The 20,703-nt window shown below is 50.5% G+C and carries 20 protein-coding genes; 3 read left to right on the forward strand and 17 right to left on the reverse strand.

Going from position 1 to position 20,703, the window contains the following annotated elements:
• Positions 1-19 precede the first annotated feature (19 nt).
• The 9 genes from mraZ to GOM71_RS09750 form a co-directional block, all read right to left on the reverse strand.
• Positions 20-457: a division/cell wall cluster transcriptional repressor MraZ gene (gene mraZ / locus GOM71_RS09710; RefSeq protein WP_156280386.1), complete on the reverse strand. Its 438-nt coding sequence runs from the start codon at positions 455-457 to the stop codon at positions 20-22.
• A 140-nt stretch (positions 458-597) separates the two neighbouring features.
• Positions 598-1,656 carry a DUF4349 domain-containing protein gene (locus tag GOM71_RS09715; RefSeq protein ID WP_156280388.1) on the reverse strand — a complete coding sequence of 353 codons (1,059 nt, stop codon included), beginning with the start codon at positions 1,654-1,656 and terminating at the stop codon, positions 598-600.
• A gap of 66 nt (positions 1,657-1,722) precedes the next feature.
• Positions 1,723-2,649, reverse strand: coding sequence for an arginase (locus GOM71_RS09720; protein WP_156280390.1), 927 nt, complete (start codon positions 2,647-2,649; stop codon positions 1,723-1,725).
• The gene (locus GOM71_RS09725) at positions 2,646-3,839 is read right to left on the reverse strand and encodes an ornithine--oxo-acid transaminase (protein WP_156280392.1); all 1,194 of its coding nucleotides are present in this window, start codon (positions 3,837-3,839) and stop codon (positions 2,646-2,648) included. Before GOM71_RS09725 ends, GOM71_RS09720 begins: the two co-directional genes overlap by 4 nt.
• A 122-nt stretch (positions 3,840-3,961) precedes the next feature.
• The gene (locus GOM71_RS09730) at positions 3,962-5,224 is read right to left on the reverse strand and encodes an adenosylhomocysteinase (RefSeq protein ID WP_156280394.1); all 1,263 of its coding nucleotides are present in this window, start codon (positions 5,222-5,224) and stop codon (positions 3,962-3,964) included.
• Between the two features lie 36 nt (positions 5,225-5,260).
• Entirely contained in the window at positions 5,261-6,901 is a 1,641-nt protein-coding gene (bshC, locus tag GOM71_RS09735; protein ID WP_156280396.1) for a bacillithiol biosynthesis cysteine-adding enzyme BshC, read from the reverse strand.
• Between the two features lie 178 nt (positions 6,902-7,079).
• On the reverse strand, positions 7,080-7,475 hold the full coding sequence (locus GOM71_RS09740; RefSeq protein ID WP_156280398.1) for a DUF3397 domain-containing protein: 396 nt from the start codon (positions 7,473-7,475) through the stop codon (positions 7,080-7,082).
• A gap of 18 nt (positions 7,476-7,493) precedes the next feature.
• Complete coding sequence (locus GOM71_RS09745) at positions 7,494-8,483, reverse strand: ketopantoate reductase family protein (RefSeq protein ID WP_173275457.1); 990 nt, start codon at positions 8,481-8,483, stop codon at positions 7,494-7,496.
• 141 nt (positions 8,484-8,624) lie between these two features.
• On the reverse strand, positions 8,625-9,263 hold the full coding sequence (locus GOM71_RS09750; RefSeq protein ID WP_156280402.1) for an RsfA family transcriptional regulator: 639 nt from the start codon (positions 9,261-9,263) through the stop codon (positions 8,625-8,627).
• Between the two features lie 311 nt (positions 9,264-9,574).
• Here GOM71_RS09750 and GOM71_RS09755 point away from each other — a divergent pair, with 311 nt between their 5' ends.
• Positions 9,575-9,811, forward strand: a complete 237-nt coding sequence (locus GOM71_RS09755; protein ID WP_156280404.1) for a DUF2626 domain-containing protein — start codon at positions 9,575-9,577, stop codon at positions 9,809-9,811.
• 49 nt (positions 9,812-9,860) lie between these two features.
• Here GOM71_RS09755 and GOM71_RS09760 read toward each other — a convergent pair whose 3' ends face one another.
• Positions 9,861-11,054, reverse strand: a complete 1,194-nt coding sequence (locus tag GOM71_RS09760) for a class I SAM-dependent methyltransferase (RefSeq protein WP_156280406.1) — start codon at positions 11,052-11,054, stop codon at positions 9,861-9,863.
• Positions 11,055-11,181: 127 nt separating this feature from the next.
• Between GOM71_RS09760 and GOM71_RS09765 the strand changes: the two genes are divergently transcribed.
• The gene (locus GOM71_RS09765; protein ID WP_156280408.1) at positions 11,182-12,297 is read left to right on the forward strand and encodes a coiled-coil domain-containing protein; all 1,116 of its coding nucleotides are present in this window, start codon (positions 11,182-11,184) and stop codon (positions 12,295-12,297) included.
• Here the strand turns inward: GOM71_RS09765 and GOM71_RS09770 are convergent.
• Positions 12,292-13,578, reverse strand: coding sequence for an ABC transporter substrate-binding protein (locus tag GOM71_RS09770; protein ID WP_156280411.1), 1,287 nt, complete (start codon positions 13,576-13,578; stop codon positions 12,292-12,294). The two genes, GOM71_RS09765 and GOM71_RS09770, sit on opposite strands and share 6 nt — an antisense overlap.
• A gap of 1,225 nt (positions 13,579-14,803) precedes the next feature.
• Complete coding sequence (locus GOM71_RS09775; RefSeq protein WP_156280413.1) at positions 14,804-16,135, reverse strand: PhoH family protein; 1,332 nt, start codon at positions 16,133-16,135, stop codon at positions 14,804-14,806.
• A gap of 107 nt (positions 16,136-16,242) precedes the next feature.
• On the opposite strand from GOM71_RS09775, the gene GOM71_RS09780 reads away from it, so the two are divergent.
• Positions 16,243-16,782: a YhcN/YlaJ family sporulation lipoprotein gene (locus GOM71_RS09780; RefSeq protein ID WP_156280415.1), complete on the forward strand. Its 540-nt coding sequence runs from the start codon at positions 16,243-16,245 to the stop codon at positions 16,780-16,782.
• A gap of 16 nt (positions 16,783-16,798) precedes the next feature.
• Here the strand turns inward: GOM71_RS09780 and GOM71_RS09785 are convergent, their stop codons facing one another.
• The 5 genes from GOM71_RS09785 to typA form a co-directional block, all read right to left on the reverse strand.
• Positions 16,799-17,023, reverse strand: coding sequence for a hypothetical protein (locus tag GOM71_RS09785; protein WP_156280417.1), 225 nt, complete (start codon positions 17,021-17,023; stop codon positions 16,799-16,801).
• Positions 17,024-17,102: 79 nt separating this feature from the next.
• On the reverse strand, positions 17,103-18,194 hold the full coding sequence (locus GOM71_RS09790) for an LCP family protein (RefSeq protein WP_156280419.1): 1,092 nt from the start codon (positions 18,192-18,194) through the stop codon (positions 17,103-17,105).
• 16 nt (positions 18,195-18,210) lie between these two features.
• On the reverse strand, positions 18,211-18,483 hold the full coding sequence (locus GOM71_RS09795) for a hypothetical protein (RefSeq protein WP_156280421.1): 273 nt from the start codon (positions 18,481-18,483) through the stop codon (positions 18,211-18,213).
• On the reverse strand, positions 18,480-18,788 hold the full coding sequence (locus tag GOM71_RS09800) for a YlaH-like family protein (RefSeq protein ID WP_156280423.1): 309 nt from the start codon (positions 18,786-18,788) through the stop codon (positions 18,480-18,482). Before GOM71_RS09800 ends, GOM71_RS09795 begins: the two co-directional genes overlap by 4 nt.
• A gap of 23 nt (positions 18,789-18,811) precedes the next feature.
• Positions 18,812-20,653, reverse strand: a complete 1,842-nt coding sequence (gene typA / locus GOM71_RS09805; protein ID WP_156280426.1) for a translational GTPase TypA — start codon at positions 20,651-20,653, stop codon at positions 18,812-18,814.
• Positions 20,654-20,703: the final 50 nt, after the last annotated feature.

Raw genomic sequence — 20,703 nt, forward strand, 5'->3', positions numbered from 1 at the left:
TCCCATCTTGTTGTTTTCACTAGAAGTTAAAATCGAAATCAACGAGCTTTTCGGCGATTTCGTTAAAGGTTTGCTCGGACTGCTCGTAGTAGCCATCCCATGTTTCCTTGCTCCAAATTTCCACTCGGCCGGAAACGCCAAGAACCATGCATTCCTTATCCAGCTTCGCATATTCTCGCAAATGAGACGGTAAGTTTACCCTTCCCTGTTTGTCGAGCTCGCATTCCGTCGCTCCCGAAAAGAAGAAACGGGTAAACGCGCGAGCGTCCGACTTCATTAACGGCAGCGATTTAAGCTTCTGCTCCAAAACGCTCCATTCGCTCATCGGATAGACGAACAAGCAGTTGTCGAGTCCGCGGGTTGCGATGAAAGAGGCGCCAAGCGATTCGCGGAATTTGGACGGAATAATGATACGGCCCTTTTCATCGATGCTATGTTGATATTCACCCATAAACATGAGACCGCCTCCACCCTCTTCCCCATATCCTCCACTTTGCCCCACTTTTCCCCACTAAGATAGTCTATTTCGCCACCTAAAATAAAAATCCTGCTCCGAGAGCAGGATTTTCTAAAAATATTTCATGCGATTAAATGCTGTCAATTGTCGTCGTTATCCTCATTTGGATCGGTTTTTTTGCCGGGATCGCTCGCACTTTGCGCTTTTGGGGAGCGTCTCTTGAGAAGGAAGTAAACCGGAATGCCGATGATAGCCAGCACGGCCAGAACAGGAAGGGCGCCAACCACAAACACCAAGATCGCTTGCAGAGCGACAGATACCGCATCCATACTGCCGCTCAGCGCCAATGCCATCCGCTCGCCAAGATTTTTATCCTGCTCGTCATGCGCGGTTGTTTCCGATGGCTGGTAAATACGCAGCTCAATTGTCGAATAGGCTACGTTGCGATCCAAATAACGGATACGTCCCTTTAGTTGTTCAATCTCTTCTTGAACCTCGGCCAGCTGCTGGGAAAACTTCACGAGATCGTCAGCCCGCTCCGCTTTGTCCATAAAACCGAGCAGCCGCTCTTCAACGACCTGCTTCGCTTTCAATCTCGATTCCAAATCGACGTATTCCTCTGTCACATCCGTTGCGCCAAGCTGTCTTTCAAAACGTGTATGCTCGATGCCGTCAATCCGGTCGATAAAGGACATAAAGGAAGCGGACGGCACTTTTATCGTATACGTCGCGCCTTTTTCATTCTCGTATTGTCCGTCCTGAAATTGCAAAATATAGCCGCCGCTTTGATGTATGGCATTGCGCAGCTCCGATACGGACTTCTCGTATTGGCTGACCTCCATCGTAAGGTTAGCCTTATAGATCAGCTTCTGGTTAAAAGCGCCTTGCGCAGATGACAGCGCGATGTCCGCCATATCCCCGCCGGATGACCCTGCCGTTGCAACGCCGATTTCTGCAACTTCTCCGCTTGAGGTAGATTGAACGCCCAACGTCTCCCCTTCCATTGGCGGTGCTTGATCTTCATCATATCGGAGCGCATTTTCCGATTTCGAGTCACTCGACGAGACTTGCTCGCTTGCCATCGTCCCGTTGCCTTTATTGCTGTTCCCGCCAGATGCGCAGCCTGCTGCGAAAGCCGCCATGGCCGCAATCGAAATGAGAATGAACAACGTCCGCATTTTTCTATTTGTATATGACACGCCAATCCCCCCTTATAGGTTTATCTACAAGACGAGATTGGGTTTCAAATGTTGCACGGTACATTGCTATTTTTTCCGCGCCGCCAACAGCTCTCCAATTAGTGAAATCATCAGCTTGGCTGTGCGGTTTCCTTGATCGAGCAACGGATTCAGCTCTACAAAATCAGCGGATGCAAGCAAGGGCGACTCACCGAAAGCGCGAAGCGCAATACGCGCTTCCGCGCTGCTAATGCCGCCCGTTACAGGCGTACCCGTTCCCGGCGCTTCCGTCGGATCGATGCTGTCAATATCGAAGCTGAGATGAATCGCGTCCGCCCCGTCCCCGCCGGCAATGTGCAGCGCTCGCTTCGCCACCTCTTCCATTCCTAAGGCGCGAATAGCCGCCATATCGAAATAGGCGACTCCTGAATGTCTCATCCATTGAAGCTCGGCTGGGTCCAGATCCCGTGCGCCAATCAACACGACCCGCTGCAGATCCACCGGCTTTGCCGCCGGATGCAGACTGTCGAATGGCAAATCAGTAGTGCCCAGAGCAACGGCTAACGCAATTCCGTGCATATTGCCGCTTAAGCTTGTCGCTTCTGTATTTAAATCCGCATGCGCATCAAACCAAATAATGCCGGGACGTTCATAATGCGCTGACAGTCCTGCCATCGTTCCAATTGCAATGCTATGATCGCCGCCAACAACGACAGGAAACGTGCTTGCGGCAATGGCAGCACTGGCTTGATTAGCGCAAGCGATGCCAATGCCCATCACTTCCGCAGCATGTTTCATCGCCGGCACCCTTCCCGCATAGGCTGCGGTCAATTGCCATGCTGGCGAGTTCGATGCTGCAGGCAACGTCGCCTCCGCTTCACTCGCAACACGAATGCCCCGCTTTGCAAGCTCGCTTAGCAAACCTAACCGCCTGAGCGCGTCCGGTCCATGCTCGCTACCTCTGCAGCCCGCGCCTAATCCAAACGGCACCGATACTAACGCTACATCCTTCATGATTGAAACACTTCCTCGATTCGTTCAAGCCCCCAGTCCAGCTCATCCTGCGTTATCGTCAGCGGGGGAGCAAAGCGGATCGTTGTATGATGCGTCTCTTTGCACAATACGCCAATCCGGAACAACGCTTCACAATACGCTCTTGCCTGCGCCGACAGCTCCATCCCGAGGAGCAGCCCTTTGCCGCGCACCTCTATTACATCGCTATGCTGCAGCCGCTCCAGCCTTTGCTTAAAGTAAGCGCCCAGCTGCTCGGCGCGAACGGCAAGCTGCTCCTCCTCCAATACATTCAAAGCGGCAATAGCGACCGCGCAAGCTAGCGGATTGCCGCCAAAGGTCGAGCCGTGAGAGCCCGGCTCAAACACGCCAAGCAGCTCCTCGCCGGCAGCGATAGCGGAAATCGGCACAACGCCGCCGCCTAAAGCTTTGCCGACGATGTAAGCATCAGGCACAACCCCTTCCCAATCGCACGCAAAACGTTTACCGGTACGGCCAAAGCCGGTCTGTATTTCATCGGCTATAAACAATACGCGCTGGCTTGCGCAAATCGCATAAGCTTCTTTCAAATAGCCGTCTGGCGGAATTACGACACCCGCTTCACCCTGTATCGGTTCGACCAGAAAAGCGGCAGTTCGAGGCGTGATCGCTTTTCGGAGCGCTTCCGCATCCCCGTAAGGAACGACTTTAAAGCCAGGCGTAAAAGGCCCGAAATCATTCCGATACTGCTCCTCCGTCGAAAAAGAAGTAATCGTTATCGTTCGTCCGTGAAAATTGCCTTCGCAAACAATAATTTCTGCGCCGTCAGCAGGTACGCCTTTTACCCGATAAGCCCAGCGCCGCGCCGCTTTTAACGCCGTTTCGACCGCTTCGGCGCCCGTGTTCATCGCTAATATTTTCGTCTTTCCCGTATAGGCAGCCAACTTCTTATACAGCTGACCCAGCTGTTCGCTGTGAAAAGCTCTGGAGGTGAGCGTCACTTTATCGGCTTGTTCCTTTAACGCTTGGATGATGGCGGGATGGCGATGACCATGATTCAGGGCGGAATATGCGCTCAGCATATCGAGATAGCGCCGCCCTTCCGGGTCTTCCACCCATACCCCTTCGGCGCGCGCAACAACAACCGGAAGCGGACTGTAATTTCGGGCGCCGAACTTTTCCATCAGCCGCATCGTTTCAACAGAGCTCTTCATTGGCAAATCCCTCCTTACATCATCCTTATTACTCATTGTACGACCGCTATCGCGCGTCCAATAACCGCCTTTAAACGCAAAAAAAAGAACGCGCCTGCATCAGCGCGTTCTTGCATTTCTTTCTAATCTTCTTTCCAGCTGTCCAAATAAGCGATTTGCTCATCTGTCAGCTTGTCGATCTTGATTCCAAGCGAATCCAGCTTATAGCGGGCAACTTGGTCGTCAATCTCATACGGCACATTAACGACTTGCTTGCCGATCGCTGCATAATTTTCGTTCACATAACGAAGGCCAAGCGCCTGTAGCGCGAAAGTCGTATCCATAATTTCCGCCGGATGGCCGTCGCCGGCAGCCAGGTTGACCAGACGTCCTTCCGCAAGCACGTAAATGCTGCGGCCGTCTTTTAATTTATATTCCTCAATGTTCTTGCGTACGGTACGAATGCTCGAGGACAACGCCGCCAGCTCAGGCTTGTTGAATTCAACGTCGAAATGTCCCGCATTCGACAAAATCGCGCCATCCTTCATCACTTCGTAATGCTCGCCGCGAATACAATCGCGATTGCCTGTCACCGTAATGAAAAACTCGCCGACTTTCGCCGCTTCGAGCATCGGCATGACGTGGAAGCCGTCCATGTAAGCCTCTACCGCTTTAATCGCGTCAACCTCGGTTACGATTACATTCGCTCCGAGACCTTTAGCGCGCATCGCTACCCCTTTGCCGCACCAGCCGTAACCGACAACAACGACCGTTTTGCCTGCTACGACAAGGTTGGTTGTCCGGTTAATGCCGTCGAATACCGATTGGCCCGTGCCATAGCGGTTGTCGAACAAATATTTGCAGAACGCATCGTTAACGGCAACCATCGGAAATTGAAGCGTTCCATCTTTTTCCATCGCTTTCAGGCGGATGATGCCTGTCGTCGTTTCTTCCGCGCCCCCGCGAAGATTCTCGCGCAAGTCCGGACGGTCGTTATGAAGAATCGTAGCGAGATCGCCGCCGTCGTCTATAACGAGATCCGGCTTCGACTCCAGCGCTTTAATATTCAGCTCTTTAAATTCTTGCGGTTCCGGATTGTACTTCGCGAATACCGTAATTCCGTCCTCGACAAGCGCCGCGCAAACATCGTCCTGCGTGGACAGCGGGTTGCTGCCGGTAATCGTCACATCAGCGCCGCCGGCTTTAATAACTTTCGCCAAATAAGCTGTTTTTGCTTCTAAATGCAGCGAGATCGTCACCTTCAAGCCTTTAAAAGGAAGTTCCTTCTCAAATTGCTCGCGAATCCGGTTCAGCACCGGCATGTGCGCGCTCGCCCAGTCGATTTTCAAATGCCCCTCCGGCGCCAGCGCGATATCGTTTATAATGCTTTTTTCCAATGCGGTCATTATACGGCCTCCTGCTCCAAATGTAATGCTTTTTTCTTATAGATATACGATGCGGTGTCCGCCCGTGCGGTCAAACGGCGCCTCCAGCAGCCTCTCCAGCCAAGTAAAACCGTAGCGGTTCCAGTAAGCTGTCATATTCAGCACACGCTCCTGCGGCTTGCCTGCAGGCCACAATGAGGACGCGATTCGATCCAGCTGGCGTGTTGACGCTTCATATTGCTTATTATGCGCATCCTTTGTTTTCGTTTCTAAATATTCGATCTGCTCAACAATTTTGCGGTGATTGGTTTCACCGAGCGGCGCAAGGCCGGCTTGAACCGAAGCGGCAAGCGCCAGTATTGGCCCGTACAAATCGTTGAACGACTGTTTGACTGCGGCGAACCGCTCGTCAATGGCATGCTTATCCTGCTCCATGAGCCAGCGCTGTTTACGCTCTTCGAAACGAAGTCTAACATCCTCGAAGGTCAGATCGTATTTGGCCATATGTTTCGCTATTGTGCCTTCTACTAACGTGAACGACATACGAGGCACGACGATTGGCATTTCCATGTCCAAACGCCGGAACGCTTCCCCTGTAAGAGACCAATACGCGATCTCGCCCGGACCAAGAACGGTGCCAAGAACCGGCAGCAAATAATCCTGCATCAGCGGTCTCGTCAACACATTGTTGCTTAACTGCCAAGGCTCATGGTCGGCCAGATGCAGCAACTCATCCATTGTCCATACCGACGTCCCTTTGCGATCCCGAAATTTCCCTTCCAGTTTATGCAACAGCGTCCGCTCGTTCCCTTTCGCAGCTTGAAAAACGAATAAATTGGCGCTTGCCGGGACGACATCCGCTTGAGGTTCATAGCCGAAAGACTTAACCCGTTCAGCTGTCGAAATATAGGCCTGTTCCAAATCATCGTTATGTTCAATTAAGCGACGGAACATCGGCGACTCCAGCTTTCGAACAGACGGCTCATCCGCATCGAGGAGAACCAAGCCTTCCTTGCCGAATAGCAGGGTCAAAATGGCTGCGAAAAGCTCCGACAACGTGCTTGCCCGTTCAGCAGCGGCAGTAAGCTGCTCCATCATCGCCGGTTTGAATTCGGCATGCGGCAGCGCTTGATCCAGCTCTGCAAGCAGCGAGCGCCACGTTTCCTCGTCAATCGTTGTGCGGCTTACGGAAGTTCTCGCCCCCTCCGGCCGCTGAACGCCCAGCTTCCGGAGTTCATGGTTGCCCGACATGACATACGTATGGTTGGCTTCGTCCCAATCATGGTCTTCTCCAGCGATCCAGAAAACGGGAACGACGGTTCTTCCGAGCAGCTCGGAAGCCCATTTCGCCGCACCGATGATAGAAACTGCTTTATGTACGACCATAATCGGTCCGGACCACAGCCCCGCTTGCTGACCGCCAACAATTACCGGCGCTCCCTCAGCGATTGCGCCAATTGAAGCGATCATCTCCGGCGACGCACCGAATCGCGTATTGTATGCGCGCAGTGTTTCCGCCAGCGCAACCGCATCGGCTCGGCTGGCCGCCGTATGCTCGAGACGCTTCATGCGTCTGATCCAATCCTGTTCTTGCTCCGAATGATAGCCGAATAACGACTCGACCCTTTCATCCGTTCGATGTATATACGCCTCTGTTAACGGCTGAGCGCTTGATAAAGGATATTGCTCGATAAACATAGCTCGGCCAGTACCTCCCAAATGCTTCATAATTTAAAATAAGCAAATTACTTTTATAAATTGATTGTACACAAACGATAAGGGATGCGTCAAAGCAAAGTAGAAAAAGAAAAACAGCTTTTCGATTGAAAAGCTGTCGCGAACGCTTATTTATGAATGACATTTGGATGCCCATTCGCTATGCGGCTAATATCGATTGTCCGATCGCAATAAACATCAGCAGCAAATAAAGCATGCTCATTGTAAAAAAACCGAGACGCCAGATCGCGCGAAACACTCGCTTCACGTTGACGCTGCCGCGCTTCCGAAACTGCGCGTTGCCGAGCAGCCCGCCGCCAATAAGCAAAAAGAGCAAAATGCCGTACAGCCCAAAATGGCTGTTGAATAAGTTGTCGAACAAAACGGCGACACAGCCGATCAGCAGCGCAGTTGTAATGTCCATCGCCAGCCGGAACGCTTTTTTCCGATCGCCGCTAAAAGCCGAATAGCCTAAATAAACGAGGAAGAACGGAATGACCGGAATGACGGCCAAATACGCATATAAATATTTAAAGCTGTCATAGATCCAAGACATTCTCATTCACCCCAGTCATCAGGAATTATAGTAATCATCGTTATGGTAGTCTCCGTCACTCTGCCGCTTTAATCCGCCGATCATAGCGCAAACCGCATCGTTAAGAGGGGACGCCAGTCCGACCGACCTTGCAATTGCACATACGCCGCCGTTAATCCACTCAATCTCTGTTACTCTTCCAGCGCGCACATCCGCCAGCATAGACGAAACGTTTCCTTCCGTTGCGCTGCATACGTCAAGCACCCTCTGCCAGCCATCCGTTACTGGCGGCATACCGTCAGCTTGAAGTATGGCTGCCGTTTCCTTATAGAGCGCTGCCATTAACTGTTTGCGAGTAAGGTCATGCGGAAGCTGGCCATTCGTCACGCCAAATAATGCTGTAAGCGGATTAATAACCGCGTTAACCAGCAGTTTTTGGTAAATGCGATTCTTCATGTCTTTCGACAAAAGGCTGTGAAATCCTGCCGCTTCTAGCGCTTCCGACAATAATTTTTGGGAAAATAGTTCTATTTCGTTGTTCGAATCGTCAATTGCCGTCATCGGCCCCCAAAAAAGCTGTCCTTGGCCGGTATGGTCGATCGAAGCCGCATCTATTCGTTTTGCTCCTTCGGTTGTTACGCCAGCATAGATTACGCTGCGAGGCAATGCCTGGGCGAGCTTGTCCAGATGACCGACCCCGTTCTGCATGCAGAGCAGCCGGCCTCCATCCCCCGCCAGCAACGAAATGCCCTGCAACAGCCTGTCGTCGATGTCGCTTTGCTTCACTGTGAGCAGCATCCATTGCGTTCCCTTCCCGCTCTGCGGCTCCCGCAACGAATGCAACGGTGCGCTTTGCACTTTTGCAACATTTGCCGCATGATGTTCATCCCGAATGGCAATGCCGCATTTATTCAACGCCTTTGCCTGGCTTTCCGTTCTTGTCCATACGGTAACTTCCGATCCGGCCATGGCGAGCTTTGCCGCATGAAGCAGACCGATCGCTCCTCCGCCTATTACGTCGATCTTCAATTGCGTGTCCTCCCAAAGTGATGCGAACGTTATAAACTTTCTATTACTAGCATAACTCATCGAACGTATTGCGCAACCCGGAAAGACAAAGAACCGGCAGGAGTATCCGGCCGGTTCTTGCACGTTTAAAGCATTTCACTGTTATTCGATGCGTTCTAAATTGCCGTTCGCATCCATCTTAAATCTAGGCTTTGCTTCCTCTTCATGATTCAGAACGGTAAGTCTGCGAGCCCGATCCATAATCTGGATTAACGTTTTATAATCGTCATTTACAGTACGGTAATCGGTCTGCGCGCTGTTTACTTCCCTCGACAGCTTCGCATTTTCTTCACGCAGCCGATACAGCTCGTCATCCTTTTCTTTCAGTTCTTTCTCAAACGCTTTAATTTGACGATTCACATCTTGATAAGTCGATTTAAATTGGCGAAGGAATCGAATAACCGAATCCACCGACAGTCCTTCCTCCGATGCGAGCGAATCTGCGCGATCAGATTCAAATACGGCAATCGAAGATACGTGCGGAGCAGCGACAATCGCTTGCTTTTTCAAATAGTTGCGTTTTTGGCGTTGCTGTTTGGCAATTTGAATCGCTTCTTCATACCGTTTGCGGACACAGCTGTTCCAACGGAATCCGCATGCCGCGGAAGTCCGTCCGATTCGCTCGCCGACTTCCTCAAATGCTGCTAGCTGGGTACTGCCTTCGCGAATATGGCGTAGTGTAACTTCGGCGAGAATAAGATCATCGTCCGGACTCCACGCGTCCTGTCTGACTGCTGTCATGCGACCAAAACCTCCTAACGTAAAGGCGCTTACTTTATCTCTATGCCCTTGGTAGAGTTCATAGAATCTATTGGATACTATTTTGTATAACCAAATTTTTATGCTCCCATACCTTCTTTCATGATATAAAATGCCGATATAAAAATATGGACATACATAATCCGTTTGTTTTTCGAACAAACTATTGGCAAAAGAGCATGATACAGGCACAAAAATTTAACAATTGATCGTCATTGCTTGTTTACACTCCAAAGCACAAACGTTATAATGTACAATAGAAATTCGAGGCTCATGTAAGGGGGGATATTTTCATGGCACGCATGTATCGGGTTCTCGGCTTTTGGACTCTTGTGATCGGATTGATGGCTTTCGCAGGCCACATGACCGAATTCGCGCTTCTATTCTTCGCCCAAGCGGTCGCTTTCGTATTTTTGGGTTATTTGAAGTTTACGGAGAGAACGTACATAATCATGTTCTGGGGATATATGATCATTTCGTTCGTAGGCTTTACCTATTGGACCGTTTTCAAAATGGGACTTCCTTTCTAATCAAACAGAAACTAAAGGCGCCGCTCTTCGATAAGAGCAGCGCCTTTTTTCATGGATTGTCATGTTTAGCAAGGACAAGCACTTTAAAGCTTTCGCTCATTCCATCGCTTAACAGCAGCTGACGCACCGCGCGATTCCGCTTTGCTGTTTCGCTGAACGGATTGAACGAATCGTCGTTTTGCAGCAGCTCGAGCGCCCCGTTGTCGATGAGAAATTGCTTTTGCGTATCGTAGTATACCGTTTCCCAACCCGACTCCTCCGCTGCTCTGCGCAAAGCGGTAAACGGCACATGCGCCGTAAGATCCTGGCTGCCCGGCCGCTCGAAGGGCGAATCTGAAGCCATATGACCGGAATAACATAACAGCGTGCCGTTCATTCGATGCGGCGACGCATATTCATCAGCTTCATGACCGTAGTCGATTAATATCAGCCGGCAGTGCCCGGCAATCCTTTTCCCTAGTTCTTCCAGCCAATCCACAGCGGCCAAGGCGATTTCCGTCACCTGTCCTTCGAGCAAGCAAGTGCCGTCCAGCTCAAGCGTCATTGCAAGCCGATCGTCAGAAGGTTTCATATAAACATACCGAAAGCCTGCTTCTGCGTTCCCGGCCACGCCTAGCTCGACGATGGTATCGTTCAAACGCATCACGCGATGCACTGGCATTGCATCAACCAGTTCATTGGCGATAATAAATAGCGGCTCTTCCGCCGCGAGCCCAAATCGCTCCTTCATGTTGCCTTCCATCGCCTCATCCGAACGAAGCAGCTGAAGCGGCTTTCTAAGAACAGCTTCCGCTGCTAATGCACAAGCGGACCTTATCTCCTCCCGATGTCTGGGATGATCCTCGATGATCGTCAGTTCGGTCGGACGGGCATCCGCAGGTCGATTGGACCAAACATCAAGCAGTTGCCGCGACAGTCTTCCTGTGCCCGCTCCCCACTCCGCAACGGCAGGCGTCCGGCCCAGCTCTCCCGAATGCTTGTCAATAGCCGACGCCAAACAATGGGCCATCACAGAACCGATATAAGCGCTTGTATAAAAATCGCCGCCGCGTCCAACGCGTACGTCCCCAGAACGATAGTAGCCGCAATTCTCATCGTAAAGGCACATCTCCATATATTTTGCGAAGCTGATGCAGCGCACTTCATCCCTTATCCCGTCTTCCATGTTATCGCTCCAGCCCCAACTGCCCTGCTCGGCAATAAGAGAGGAAATACGCGCTTCCAACGTATCTTTATCTATCATAAGAGACCGCTCCCCTTGTTCTTTTGCTTAAACTTTCCAGCCGCATAAGATATAATAGATTGAACTGCCGCATAAAATGATTGCTGTATAGGCCAAGCCGATGCATAGGTCAGAGAGGAGGCGGGAAGTGGCTTTATTTCGCGGCAAAATCGCCCTCATCCTTGTCGTTATCATTTCGCTTATGACGATCCAATTACCCGTAATGGCCGAGCCCGAACCGTCTGAAGCAGCGGCGCCGCTCCCGGCCGACGACGAGCAAGCCATGCAATTGCTGGAGAAAAGCTTATCAATCGTAGAAATCGATAAAGAAATCGCGCGTATACAAGAAAACAAGCAAGCGCTTAAAACCGATATGGACCGGACGAACAGCCAGCTTGAGCAACAAGAATTGCTCATAATAGACAAGCGAGAAGCGGCCGGAAACGTATTGCGCGCTTACTATATGGGTGAACGCGATTTTATGTATAGCGCGCTCTTCTCGTTTCGGCAATCGCTCTCCAGTTGGTTTGCTGTGCTTGATTATATTGAAATCATTATGTCATCCGATCGCGACGCGATCAATCAATATGTGGATGGCTATCGCTCGCTTCAAAACAATTACGACAAACTGAATGCGAAAAAAGACGAGCTGGAAGCCGTTGAACAGCGACTGCATGAGCAACGTGAGCGCGTCTTGGCACTTGAGAATCAAATCGACGACGAGCTCGCCGGCCGATCCGATGCAGAGAAGCTCCGGCTTATGATGTCGGAGTTGACCGAATATTGGGAAACTGTCGGCATCGAAGAAGTAGAGAACTACTTCCGCGCGCTGGCAGCCGCCATGGAAGAACTGCCAGGATGGATTCAAGACAATAAAAACTATTTAGACATCGACGGATTAAACTATACGCTTCATATCCCGCAAGATGCGTTGAACGCTTTTCTTCGCGAGCAGGATAAACGCTTTGAGCAATTTTCCTTCGTATTCAACGATGGCAAGGTGACTGCCCAAGGAAAAACCGCCAACATGGAGATTAGCGTTACTGGCCATTATACGGTTGAGAATGAACCGAAAAACGGCATCCTCTTTCATGTAGACGAACTGCTTTTTAACGGCTTCGCTCTGCCGGATACAACCAGACAATCGCTTGAGCAGCAATTCGACCTTGGCTTCTATCCCGGCAAGATCGTCTCGTTCCTTAAAGCCGATTCTGTTGAAATTACCGATGGCGAACTGACCGTAAAGCTGAAAGTAAAGCTATAACGGCTGCTGCACCCGCTCGATAAAGCTTTCCATATCAATCGCGCCTATTTCGTACTGCCGCCAAAGCTCCTCCCAATTTTTACGCCGCTCATGCCAATTTGGATCGGGCGGCGTATTCAGCGGTTCGTCGTTCATCAACGGAAGCCACCAAGATGGAGGCTTTACGCTGCTCGAGAGCGACAAGCTGCCGGCGGAATCGTAAAGCGAATTGTCGGCAGGCAGTCTGCCGAACAGCTGATAGCCTTGCTGCTGCTCATTAGCGCTCGTCATTTCGTTAATCCATGCAAATGCTTGTTCTGCGCTCTGTGTGCTTGAAGCGACAACATAGCTGCGGCTGTTCAGCCAAATATGGCGAGGCTCGCTTTTTTCGATGAGCAGCTTATTTTGCTCCTCCTTTGGCAGCGCGTTATAGTCTGACCATCGGACAACGGCACATAATAAATGATGCTTTTCCAGTTCTGAGCCGAGCGAAACCCGGTTGGACAACCGGAAAATGTTCCTTTGACTATCAATCGAGTTCAGCCAACGCAGTCTTTCATTGCGAGACTTATCGCCTGCTGCCGGCAAATACGCGGCATCCGCATTGCTCGCTGCAGTCCAAGCGTCTAACCAGACCAGCAGCTGATCCACCTCGCCAGGGTATAAGGACACTGCGCTCGTCCCGGCATCGCTCTGTTTTAAATGCTCCACAAGCGCAATGTAGCTCTCCCAATCGTTCGGCGGAACATCTATGCCTGCGCTCGCCAGCATCGCTTTATTCCATACGAGCATCGAAGGATCTGCGTCCGTCGGAACTCCCCATAAATAACTGTTCCAGAGCAGCGAAGCTCTTAGCTTTGCTGAATGATCGGAAATCCCTTCTGCTTTCCCCAGACTGTCGATCGGCATCAGAAACCCGCCCACCGCGAATTCCGCCACCCAGCCGCTGTCCATTAGCACGACATCCGGCGCTTCTCCAACCTGGAATTGTTCTTTCCATACCGCATATGCAATCTCTGTATTATCAATATTCGAGAGCTTCACTCTTACATTTGGAAACTTCGCCATAAAACGATCATTCGCTGCCAGCAGCCGCTCAAATTGCTCAGCGTCCATGGAAACGTTTACATTAATGTTGCTTGATTGCTCTTCCGCAAGTACTCTGATGTATGGCTGCTGCTCCGCGTTCCCGCTTACCTCATTCGAGGATGATGGCGTCGTTCGGTTAACATCTGGCACAAAAAGAATGACGGATAATAAAGCCGCTCCAACAATGACGAGCAAATATTTCCTTGTAGACACAGAATTCTCCCTTTCCGGATCACAAGTTACAGATAATACAATAATAGCAAGTTTCTCGGTAGCTGTCCAAGGCTAGCTGCGCGTTTCGGACCAGTCTGCCGTTCGGACAGCTCACTGCGCGTTTCGGACCAGTCTGCCGTTCGGACAGCTCGCTGCGCGTTTCGGACCAGTCTGCCGTTCTTGATTCCATTGCATTGTCGCCCCGCTCCTATGATGGATAGAATCTGCAAAAAGTCATCCTGGTCTCGAAACGCTGCGCTCACCTAATAGTGTAAAAAATAGGCGGCGCTCATTCATCGCGCCGCTGCTATTGCTGAGTATATTCAAGCGAAGCAGTAGCTCTTTGCCCCCACACGCTGATAAGGTACAAATGTACTTTGGAGCACTCTGTCGCAGCCTACACATGAGGCTCTAAGGTACTTTTGTACCTTAGATCGGTGATCGAACGCGGGGAGCGGCGGTTTTTCATTGTGCTAACGTACATTTGTACCTTAAAGCACCTTGCAGCAGTATCTCCGAAGGCTCTAAAGTACTTTTGTACCTTAGAGCGGTGATCGAACGCGGGGAGCGGCGGATTTTCATTGTGCTAACGTACATTTGTACCTTAAAGCACCTTGCAGCAGTATCTCCGAAGGCTCTAAGGTACTTTTGTACCTTAGATCGGTGATCGAACGCGGGGAGCGGCGGTTTTTCATTGTGCTAACGTACATTTGTACCTTAAAGCACCTTGCAGCAGTATCTCCGAAGGCTCTAAGGTACTTTTGTACCTTAGATCGGGGATCGAACGCGGGGAGCGGCGGTTTTTCATTGCGCTAACGTACATTTGTACCTTAAGGCACCCTTCAGCAGTCTATCCGAAGGCTCTAAGGTACTTTTGTACCTTAGATCGGTGATCGAACGCGGGGAGCGGCGGTTTTTCATTGAGCTAACGTACATTTGTACCTTACAGTACCTTGCAGCAGTCTATCCACGAGGCTCTTAGGTACTTTTGTACCTTAGATCGGGGATCGAACGTTAGGAACGGCGGATTTTCATTGAGCTAACGTACATTTGTACCTTAAAGCACCTTGCAGCAGTTTATCCGAAGGCTCTAAGGTACTTTTGTACCTTAGAGAGCGGCGGTCCAGCGTGTTATCGGCGAGTTGCTTGAGCTTGAGCTGATTCTGCAGTCCCTCCAAACAAACAAAAGCGGCGCAAAAATCGCGCCGCTTTTTGAATCCACAATCTAGAGCAAATCTGCCGCGAGCTGCGCCAGCTTGGAGCGCTCGCCTTTTTCAAGCGTCATATGGCCGCTGAGACCTTCAGCTTTGAAATGTTCCACAATATGCGTTAAGCCATTGCTGATGGAGTCCAGATACGGATGGTCGATTTGCTCCGGATCGCCCATCAAAACGATTTTACTGCCTTCGCCGACGCGCGAGACTATTGTTTTCACTTCATGCTTCGTTAAGTTTTGCGCCTCGTCAATGATAATGAATTGCCCCGGAATGGATCTGCCGCGAATGTACGTGAGCGCTTCAACTTGAATGCTGCCAAGTCCCATCAATATTTTATCGATGTCGCCCGCCTTTTTCGTATCGAACAAATATTCCAGGTTGTCGTAAATCGGCTGCATCCACGGACGAAGCTTCTCTTCCTTCTCGCCCGGCAAATATCCGATATCCTTGCCCATCGGAACGACAGGACGGGCAATGAGCAGCTTTTTGTATTTATGCTCGTCTTCCACTTTCAACAGTCCGGCGGCGAGCGCAAGGAGCGTTTTGCCGGTGCCGGCTTTGCCTGTCAGGGTGACTAGCGGAATGTCATCGTTAAGCAACAGCTCGAGAGCCATGCGCTGCTGCGCGTTTCGGGCCGTAATGCCCCATACGGGGTCGTTGCTCAAGAATAGAGGCTCAAGCTTGACTCCATCTTGACTAACTTTAAGAAGCGCGGATTTGGATGTTCCCATTTCATCGCGCAATATAATGAATTCATTCGGATTGAGCTTCATTTTGAGCTGCAAATTTTTGACCGTCAGAAAACGATAGCTATAAAATTCATCAATGACGGACGGATGCACAAAGAGCGTTAAGTAGCCGGCATAAAAATCGCTCGTTGAAACGGTCCGGTCCGACAAATAATCCTGAGCCATTAAACCGAGCACATCGGCTTTAATACGGACGAGAACATCTTTGCTGACAAGCACGACACTCGTCGTCTCCTGCCGCTCCAGCTGCTCGTTATGATAATTTAGCGCAACGGCCAAAATACGATTGTCATTGGACATTTCGCCGAACATTTCTTGCACGCGCACAAAACTGCGGTGATTCAACTCCACTTTCAACACGCCGCCGCCCGGCAGCTTAATTCCTTCGTGCAAATGACCGACTTCTCTCATTTTATCCAACAACCTGGAAATCGTGCGCGCATTGCGCCCCAGCTCGTCGGCAAGCCTCTTTTTCGAATCGATTTCCTCCAGCACGACCGCGGGAATGATGACTTCGTTATCATCAAAGGCGTAGATTGCTTGCGGATCATGAAGCAGAACATTTGTATCGAGCACGAATATTTTTTTCATGAAAACCCTCCCGGCGTCGGTCATTCGATTTATACATAGCCCAAACAGGCTACGGGTACACTACGACTGGACAACGATCTGCAACAGGAAAGACGAGGTGGAGTAACATGTTGAAACGGATTGTCACTATTGGCGCGATTATCGCTATAACGGCAGGCTGCAGCACCGTTGCACGAAACGAAACATCACCCTCTCCGCAAAATAATAACGGGGTTCGAGCGCAGCAAACTCATCCTCAAAAAAAGGAAATAAAAAATTCCGGGGAAGTCGCGCTTCATCTTGAGCAACTCGCAAAGGGTGTAAAAGGCGTTGAAAACGCGCATTGCGTCGTCTTCGGCAATACCGCTGTCGTTGGCATCGACGTTGACAGCAAGCTGGACCGTTCCCGCGTCGGAACGATTAAATATTCCGTAGCGGAAGCTTTCCACAAAGATCCTTACGGCATTGACGCCATTGTGTCTGCCGACATCGATGTTTACCAAAGGCTGAACGAAATCGGCGCAGACATTCGCCGGGGCAAGCCAATTACCGGCTTCGCTGAGGAGATGGCCGATATTATCGGCCGTATCGTACCTCAATTGCCTCGTGAGGTCATGCCGCAAGAACCGGAGAAGCAAGAAGCGCCTCAATTGAACAAGCGGCTGTGAGAACAACTAGAACAACCTATGCGCTTCGATGCCGTAAAAGACATAAAAAGCCTAGTGAACGTATCACTAGGCTTTTTTTCATGGCAGCACAACCTTGTCCTTTACGGGAGCCGGCTGCCTTGTTCTTATTCTTTTGTTCACGCGCGGATCGAAGTGATAATGGCATACGATTGCCGTCTGGCGAAAATCTCATACAAGCCTCAATTGTTAGTTCGTATACTGCGGCTTTCGGATCGGTCATCCGCATGACCTCCTTCTGACGGGAATCGATTCGGTATCCGTATTCCTATTATATCCATTATCGCCCCGACAGTCTACGGTTATTCAGCCATTTTCGCTTGCAGCGCCGCACGCGCCGCTTCAAGCTTCGCTTCGTCCAAATAGACATAAGGGCTTTTCCACGATCCCTCAAGCGGAATAAATTGGACATCGCCGCTGCCAATTCCGAAATAAGCAGCCATCATGTTGCGAATTTCAGACGACGGCATGTTCGTTTCCATGTTATCGCCAACCGCGTCTATGACGTTGCCCAGCTTTGGAATGCCGTCAAGCGATTTCATTTTGTCTACAATTTTTGCGATGACTTGGCTTTCGCGTTTGTTGCGGTCAAAATCGCTGGACATATTTTTGCCGTCCTTTGATTTACGGTATCGAACAAAATCGAGCGCTTGATCGCCGTCCAGCAGCTGATAGCCCTTTTTCAAATCGATATCCGTACCATCAATCGAATCCGACCATTTCATATCCATGTCGACATCCACTTCAATACCGCCAAGCGCGTCGACAACATCAATAAAGCCTTGGAAATTGATGACGGCCGTATATTTCGCGTCGATGCCGAAATATTGGCTCATCATTTCGCCAATAGCTCTTTTTGCATCGGCTTCTGCAGGCTCTCTTGCTTCTTTTGCCGACAAACCTTTATCGATTTCTTTCTCCAAAGCCTGTCGATAGAATGCATTATAATGACCGTTTGCTTTGCGTTCCGCGTAGCCGTCCAATCGCAGCAACGAATCGCGCGGGATCGAGACGACGACTGCCGACTTCGTATTCGGATTAAAAGCTGCAACCATCATAACGTCGGTATTCATGCCATTTGCTTTCGCCCTCGTATCCAAGCCAAGCAGCACCATGCCCACCGATTTTTTCTTAACGGATTCTGCAGCCGGGATCGGCGTTCCTTTTGGATCCTCAATACCGATTTGACCGATCGCTTCATTCGCCTTTAAACCTAGATAAACCAGATAACCGCCTGCCAAAATAACGACAGCCAGCACTAGCAGAAGTATGGTGCGCAGCACCGAACGCTTCTTCTTCGGTTTCTTCGGCGCCTTGACAGGCGACGAGCTCGAAGAAGCGGCAGATCTGCGCGACGCGCCTCTTGGAGGCAGCGGATTTGAACCTTGCGACATTGCGTTCACCTTCAACTCAATTGTATTTCGGATTGGATCGAATATCGGAGAGCAGCTGTTCCGCCGCTTCGCGCGGGAAAAGCTGCAGCTTCGATCGGCCATTCAGTTCATATCTGACATGTACCATCGTCTCGTCCGACTTCTCAATGCGCAGCACGGAAACGCCGTGATCCTCCGTCAATATTTGCACGAAGAAATCACGCGTTTCCGCCGCCGCGTTATCGTCCGGCCTTGCGTCCGAAACGATTTGAATTTGCAACCAATTGAACAAAGCGTCATCGAACGTCATTTGCTCGGATCAGCATCCTTTACGACGCCGCCTTGCCGCGATTTCCATTTATCATAGAGCTGTCGGCCGCGCAGCATAAGCATCATAATTACGGCGATGCTCATACATTGAATAATCGGAAGCTTGTCGATCTGCAAAATCATAAGCACGAACGATCCGATCACCATCAGCACATATACTAATATTTCTTTCAGTATCGGCAGCTTGGCGTTGTTCGCGCGAAACACTTTATTGAAAATGTAAATCGTAAAGCCGAGAATGAGAAAATACGAAATAACTGGATGCTCGCTCAACCACTGCTGCATGCCATTAACCTCCTAAGCGAAGCCTATACGCCGGATTGCGCCATTTTGCGGTGCTTCTCGGCGCGCTCGCGCTCGCTCTTGTTCAAAATTTTCTTGCGAAGACGGATCGATTTCGGCGTAATTTCGCAATACTCATCGTCGTTCAAATATTCCAGCGCTTGTTCAAGCGAGAACAGGCGAGGCGTTTTCAGCTTAACCGTGTCATCTTTACCAGCGGAACGAATGTTGTTCAGCTGTTTCTCTTTACAAATATTTACGATGATGTCGTTATCGCGCGTATGCTCGCCCACGATCATGCCTTCGTAAATTTCCGTGCCAGGCTCAACGAACTGAATGCCGCGATCCTCTACGCCCATCATGCCGTAGAACGTCGAAGTGCCGTTCTCGCTCGCTACAAGCACGCCTTGATGACGGCCGCCTACGCCAGTGCCGGCCAAAGGACCGTAGCTGTCAAAAGCGCTGTTCATAATGCCATACCCGCGTGTCATCGTCAGGAAATTCGTACGGTATCCGATCAGGCCGCGCGCAGGAATAATGAACTCAAGCCGAACTTGACCGGTGCCGTTGTTGATCATGTTGACCATCTCGGCTTTGCGAGTGCCAAGGCTCTCCATTACCGCGCCCATGCTGTCTTCCGGCACGTCGATCATCAAGCGTTCATAAGGCTCGCATTTGGATCCGTCGATTTCTTTAATAATAACTTCAGGCTTCGATACTTGAAGCTCAAAACCTTCGCGGCGCATATTCTCGATCAGAATGCCAAGATGAAGCTCACCGCGTCCCGACACGATAAACGCGTCCGGGCTGTCTGTTTCTTCTACGCGCAATGCCACGTCAGTTTCCAGCTCTTTGAACAGACGCTCGCGCAATTTGCGGGATGTTACCCATTTGCCTTCGCGTCCTGCGAACGGGCTGTTATTGACAAGGAACGTCATTTGCAGCGTCGGCTCGTCAATTTTCAATACAGGAAGCGCTTCTGGGTTAGCTGCGTCGGCAATCGTTTCGCCGATATTAATCTCGCGAACACCTGCGATTGCAACGATATCGCCTGCGCCCGCTTCTTCGATTTCGATTTTTTTCAGCCCTTGGAACCCGAACAGCTTCTCGATGCGGGCTTGCTTCGTTTTGCCTTCGCGGTCAATGACAGCAACCGTTTGGCCCTGCTTCACAACGCCGCGGTTAATCCGGCCGACTGCGATCCGGCCCATATATTCGTTGTAATCAAGCAACGTAACCAGATATTGAAAAGGCGCATTAACATCTTCAGTAGGATGCGGAATGTGGTTCACAATCGTTTCGTACATCGCTTGCATGTTTTCATCTTGTTTTTCCGGATCAAGGCTGGAAGTACCCATCAATGCCGAAGCGTAAACGACCGGGAATTCCAATTGGTCGTCGTTAGCGCCCAGCTCGATAAACAGATCAAGCACTTCATCGATAACTTCGCTAGGACGCGCGTTCGGACGGTCAATTTTATTAACGACAACAATCGGCGTAAGGTTGCTCTCGAGCGCTTTGCGCAAAACGAATTTCGTTTGCGGCATGCAACCCTCGAAGGCGTCAACGACGAGCAAAACGCCGTCAACCATTTTCATAATCCGTTCCACTTCGCCGCCGAAGTCGGCGTGTCCAGGCGTATCCACGATATTGATCAAGTAATCTCTGTACGTAATCGCCGTATTTTTAGCCAAAATCGTAATGCCGCGTTCGCGTTCCAAATCATTCGAGTCCATCGCGCGCTCTTGCACTGTCTCGTGGTCTCTGAATGTGCCCGATTGTTGAAGCAGCTTATCGACAAGCGTCGTTTTACCATGGTCAACGTGGGCAATGATTGCGATATTCCGTAAATTTTCTCTAGCGTGCATAACTACTAATCCACTCCATTTTGTCTAAGTTTTGTTGTTTCTACTTGCCT

This window comes from Paenibacillus sp. NEAU-GSW1, from assembly GCF_009737085.1.
Classification (GTDB): domain Bacteria; phylum Bacillota; class Bacilli; order Paenibacillales; family Paenibacillaceae; genus Pristimantibacillus.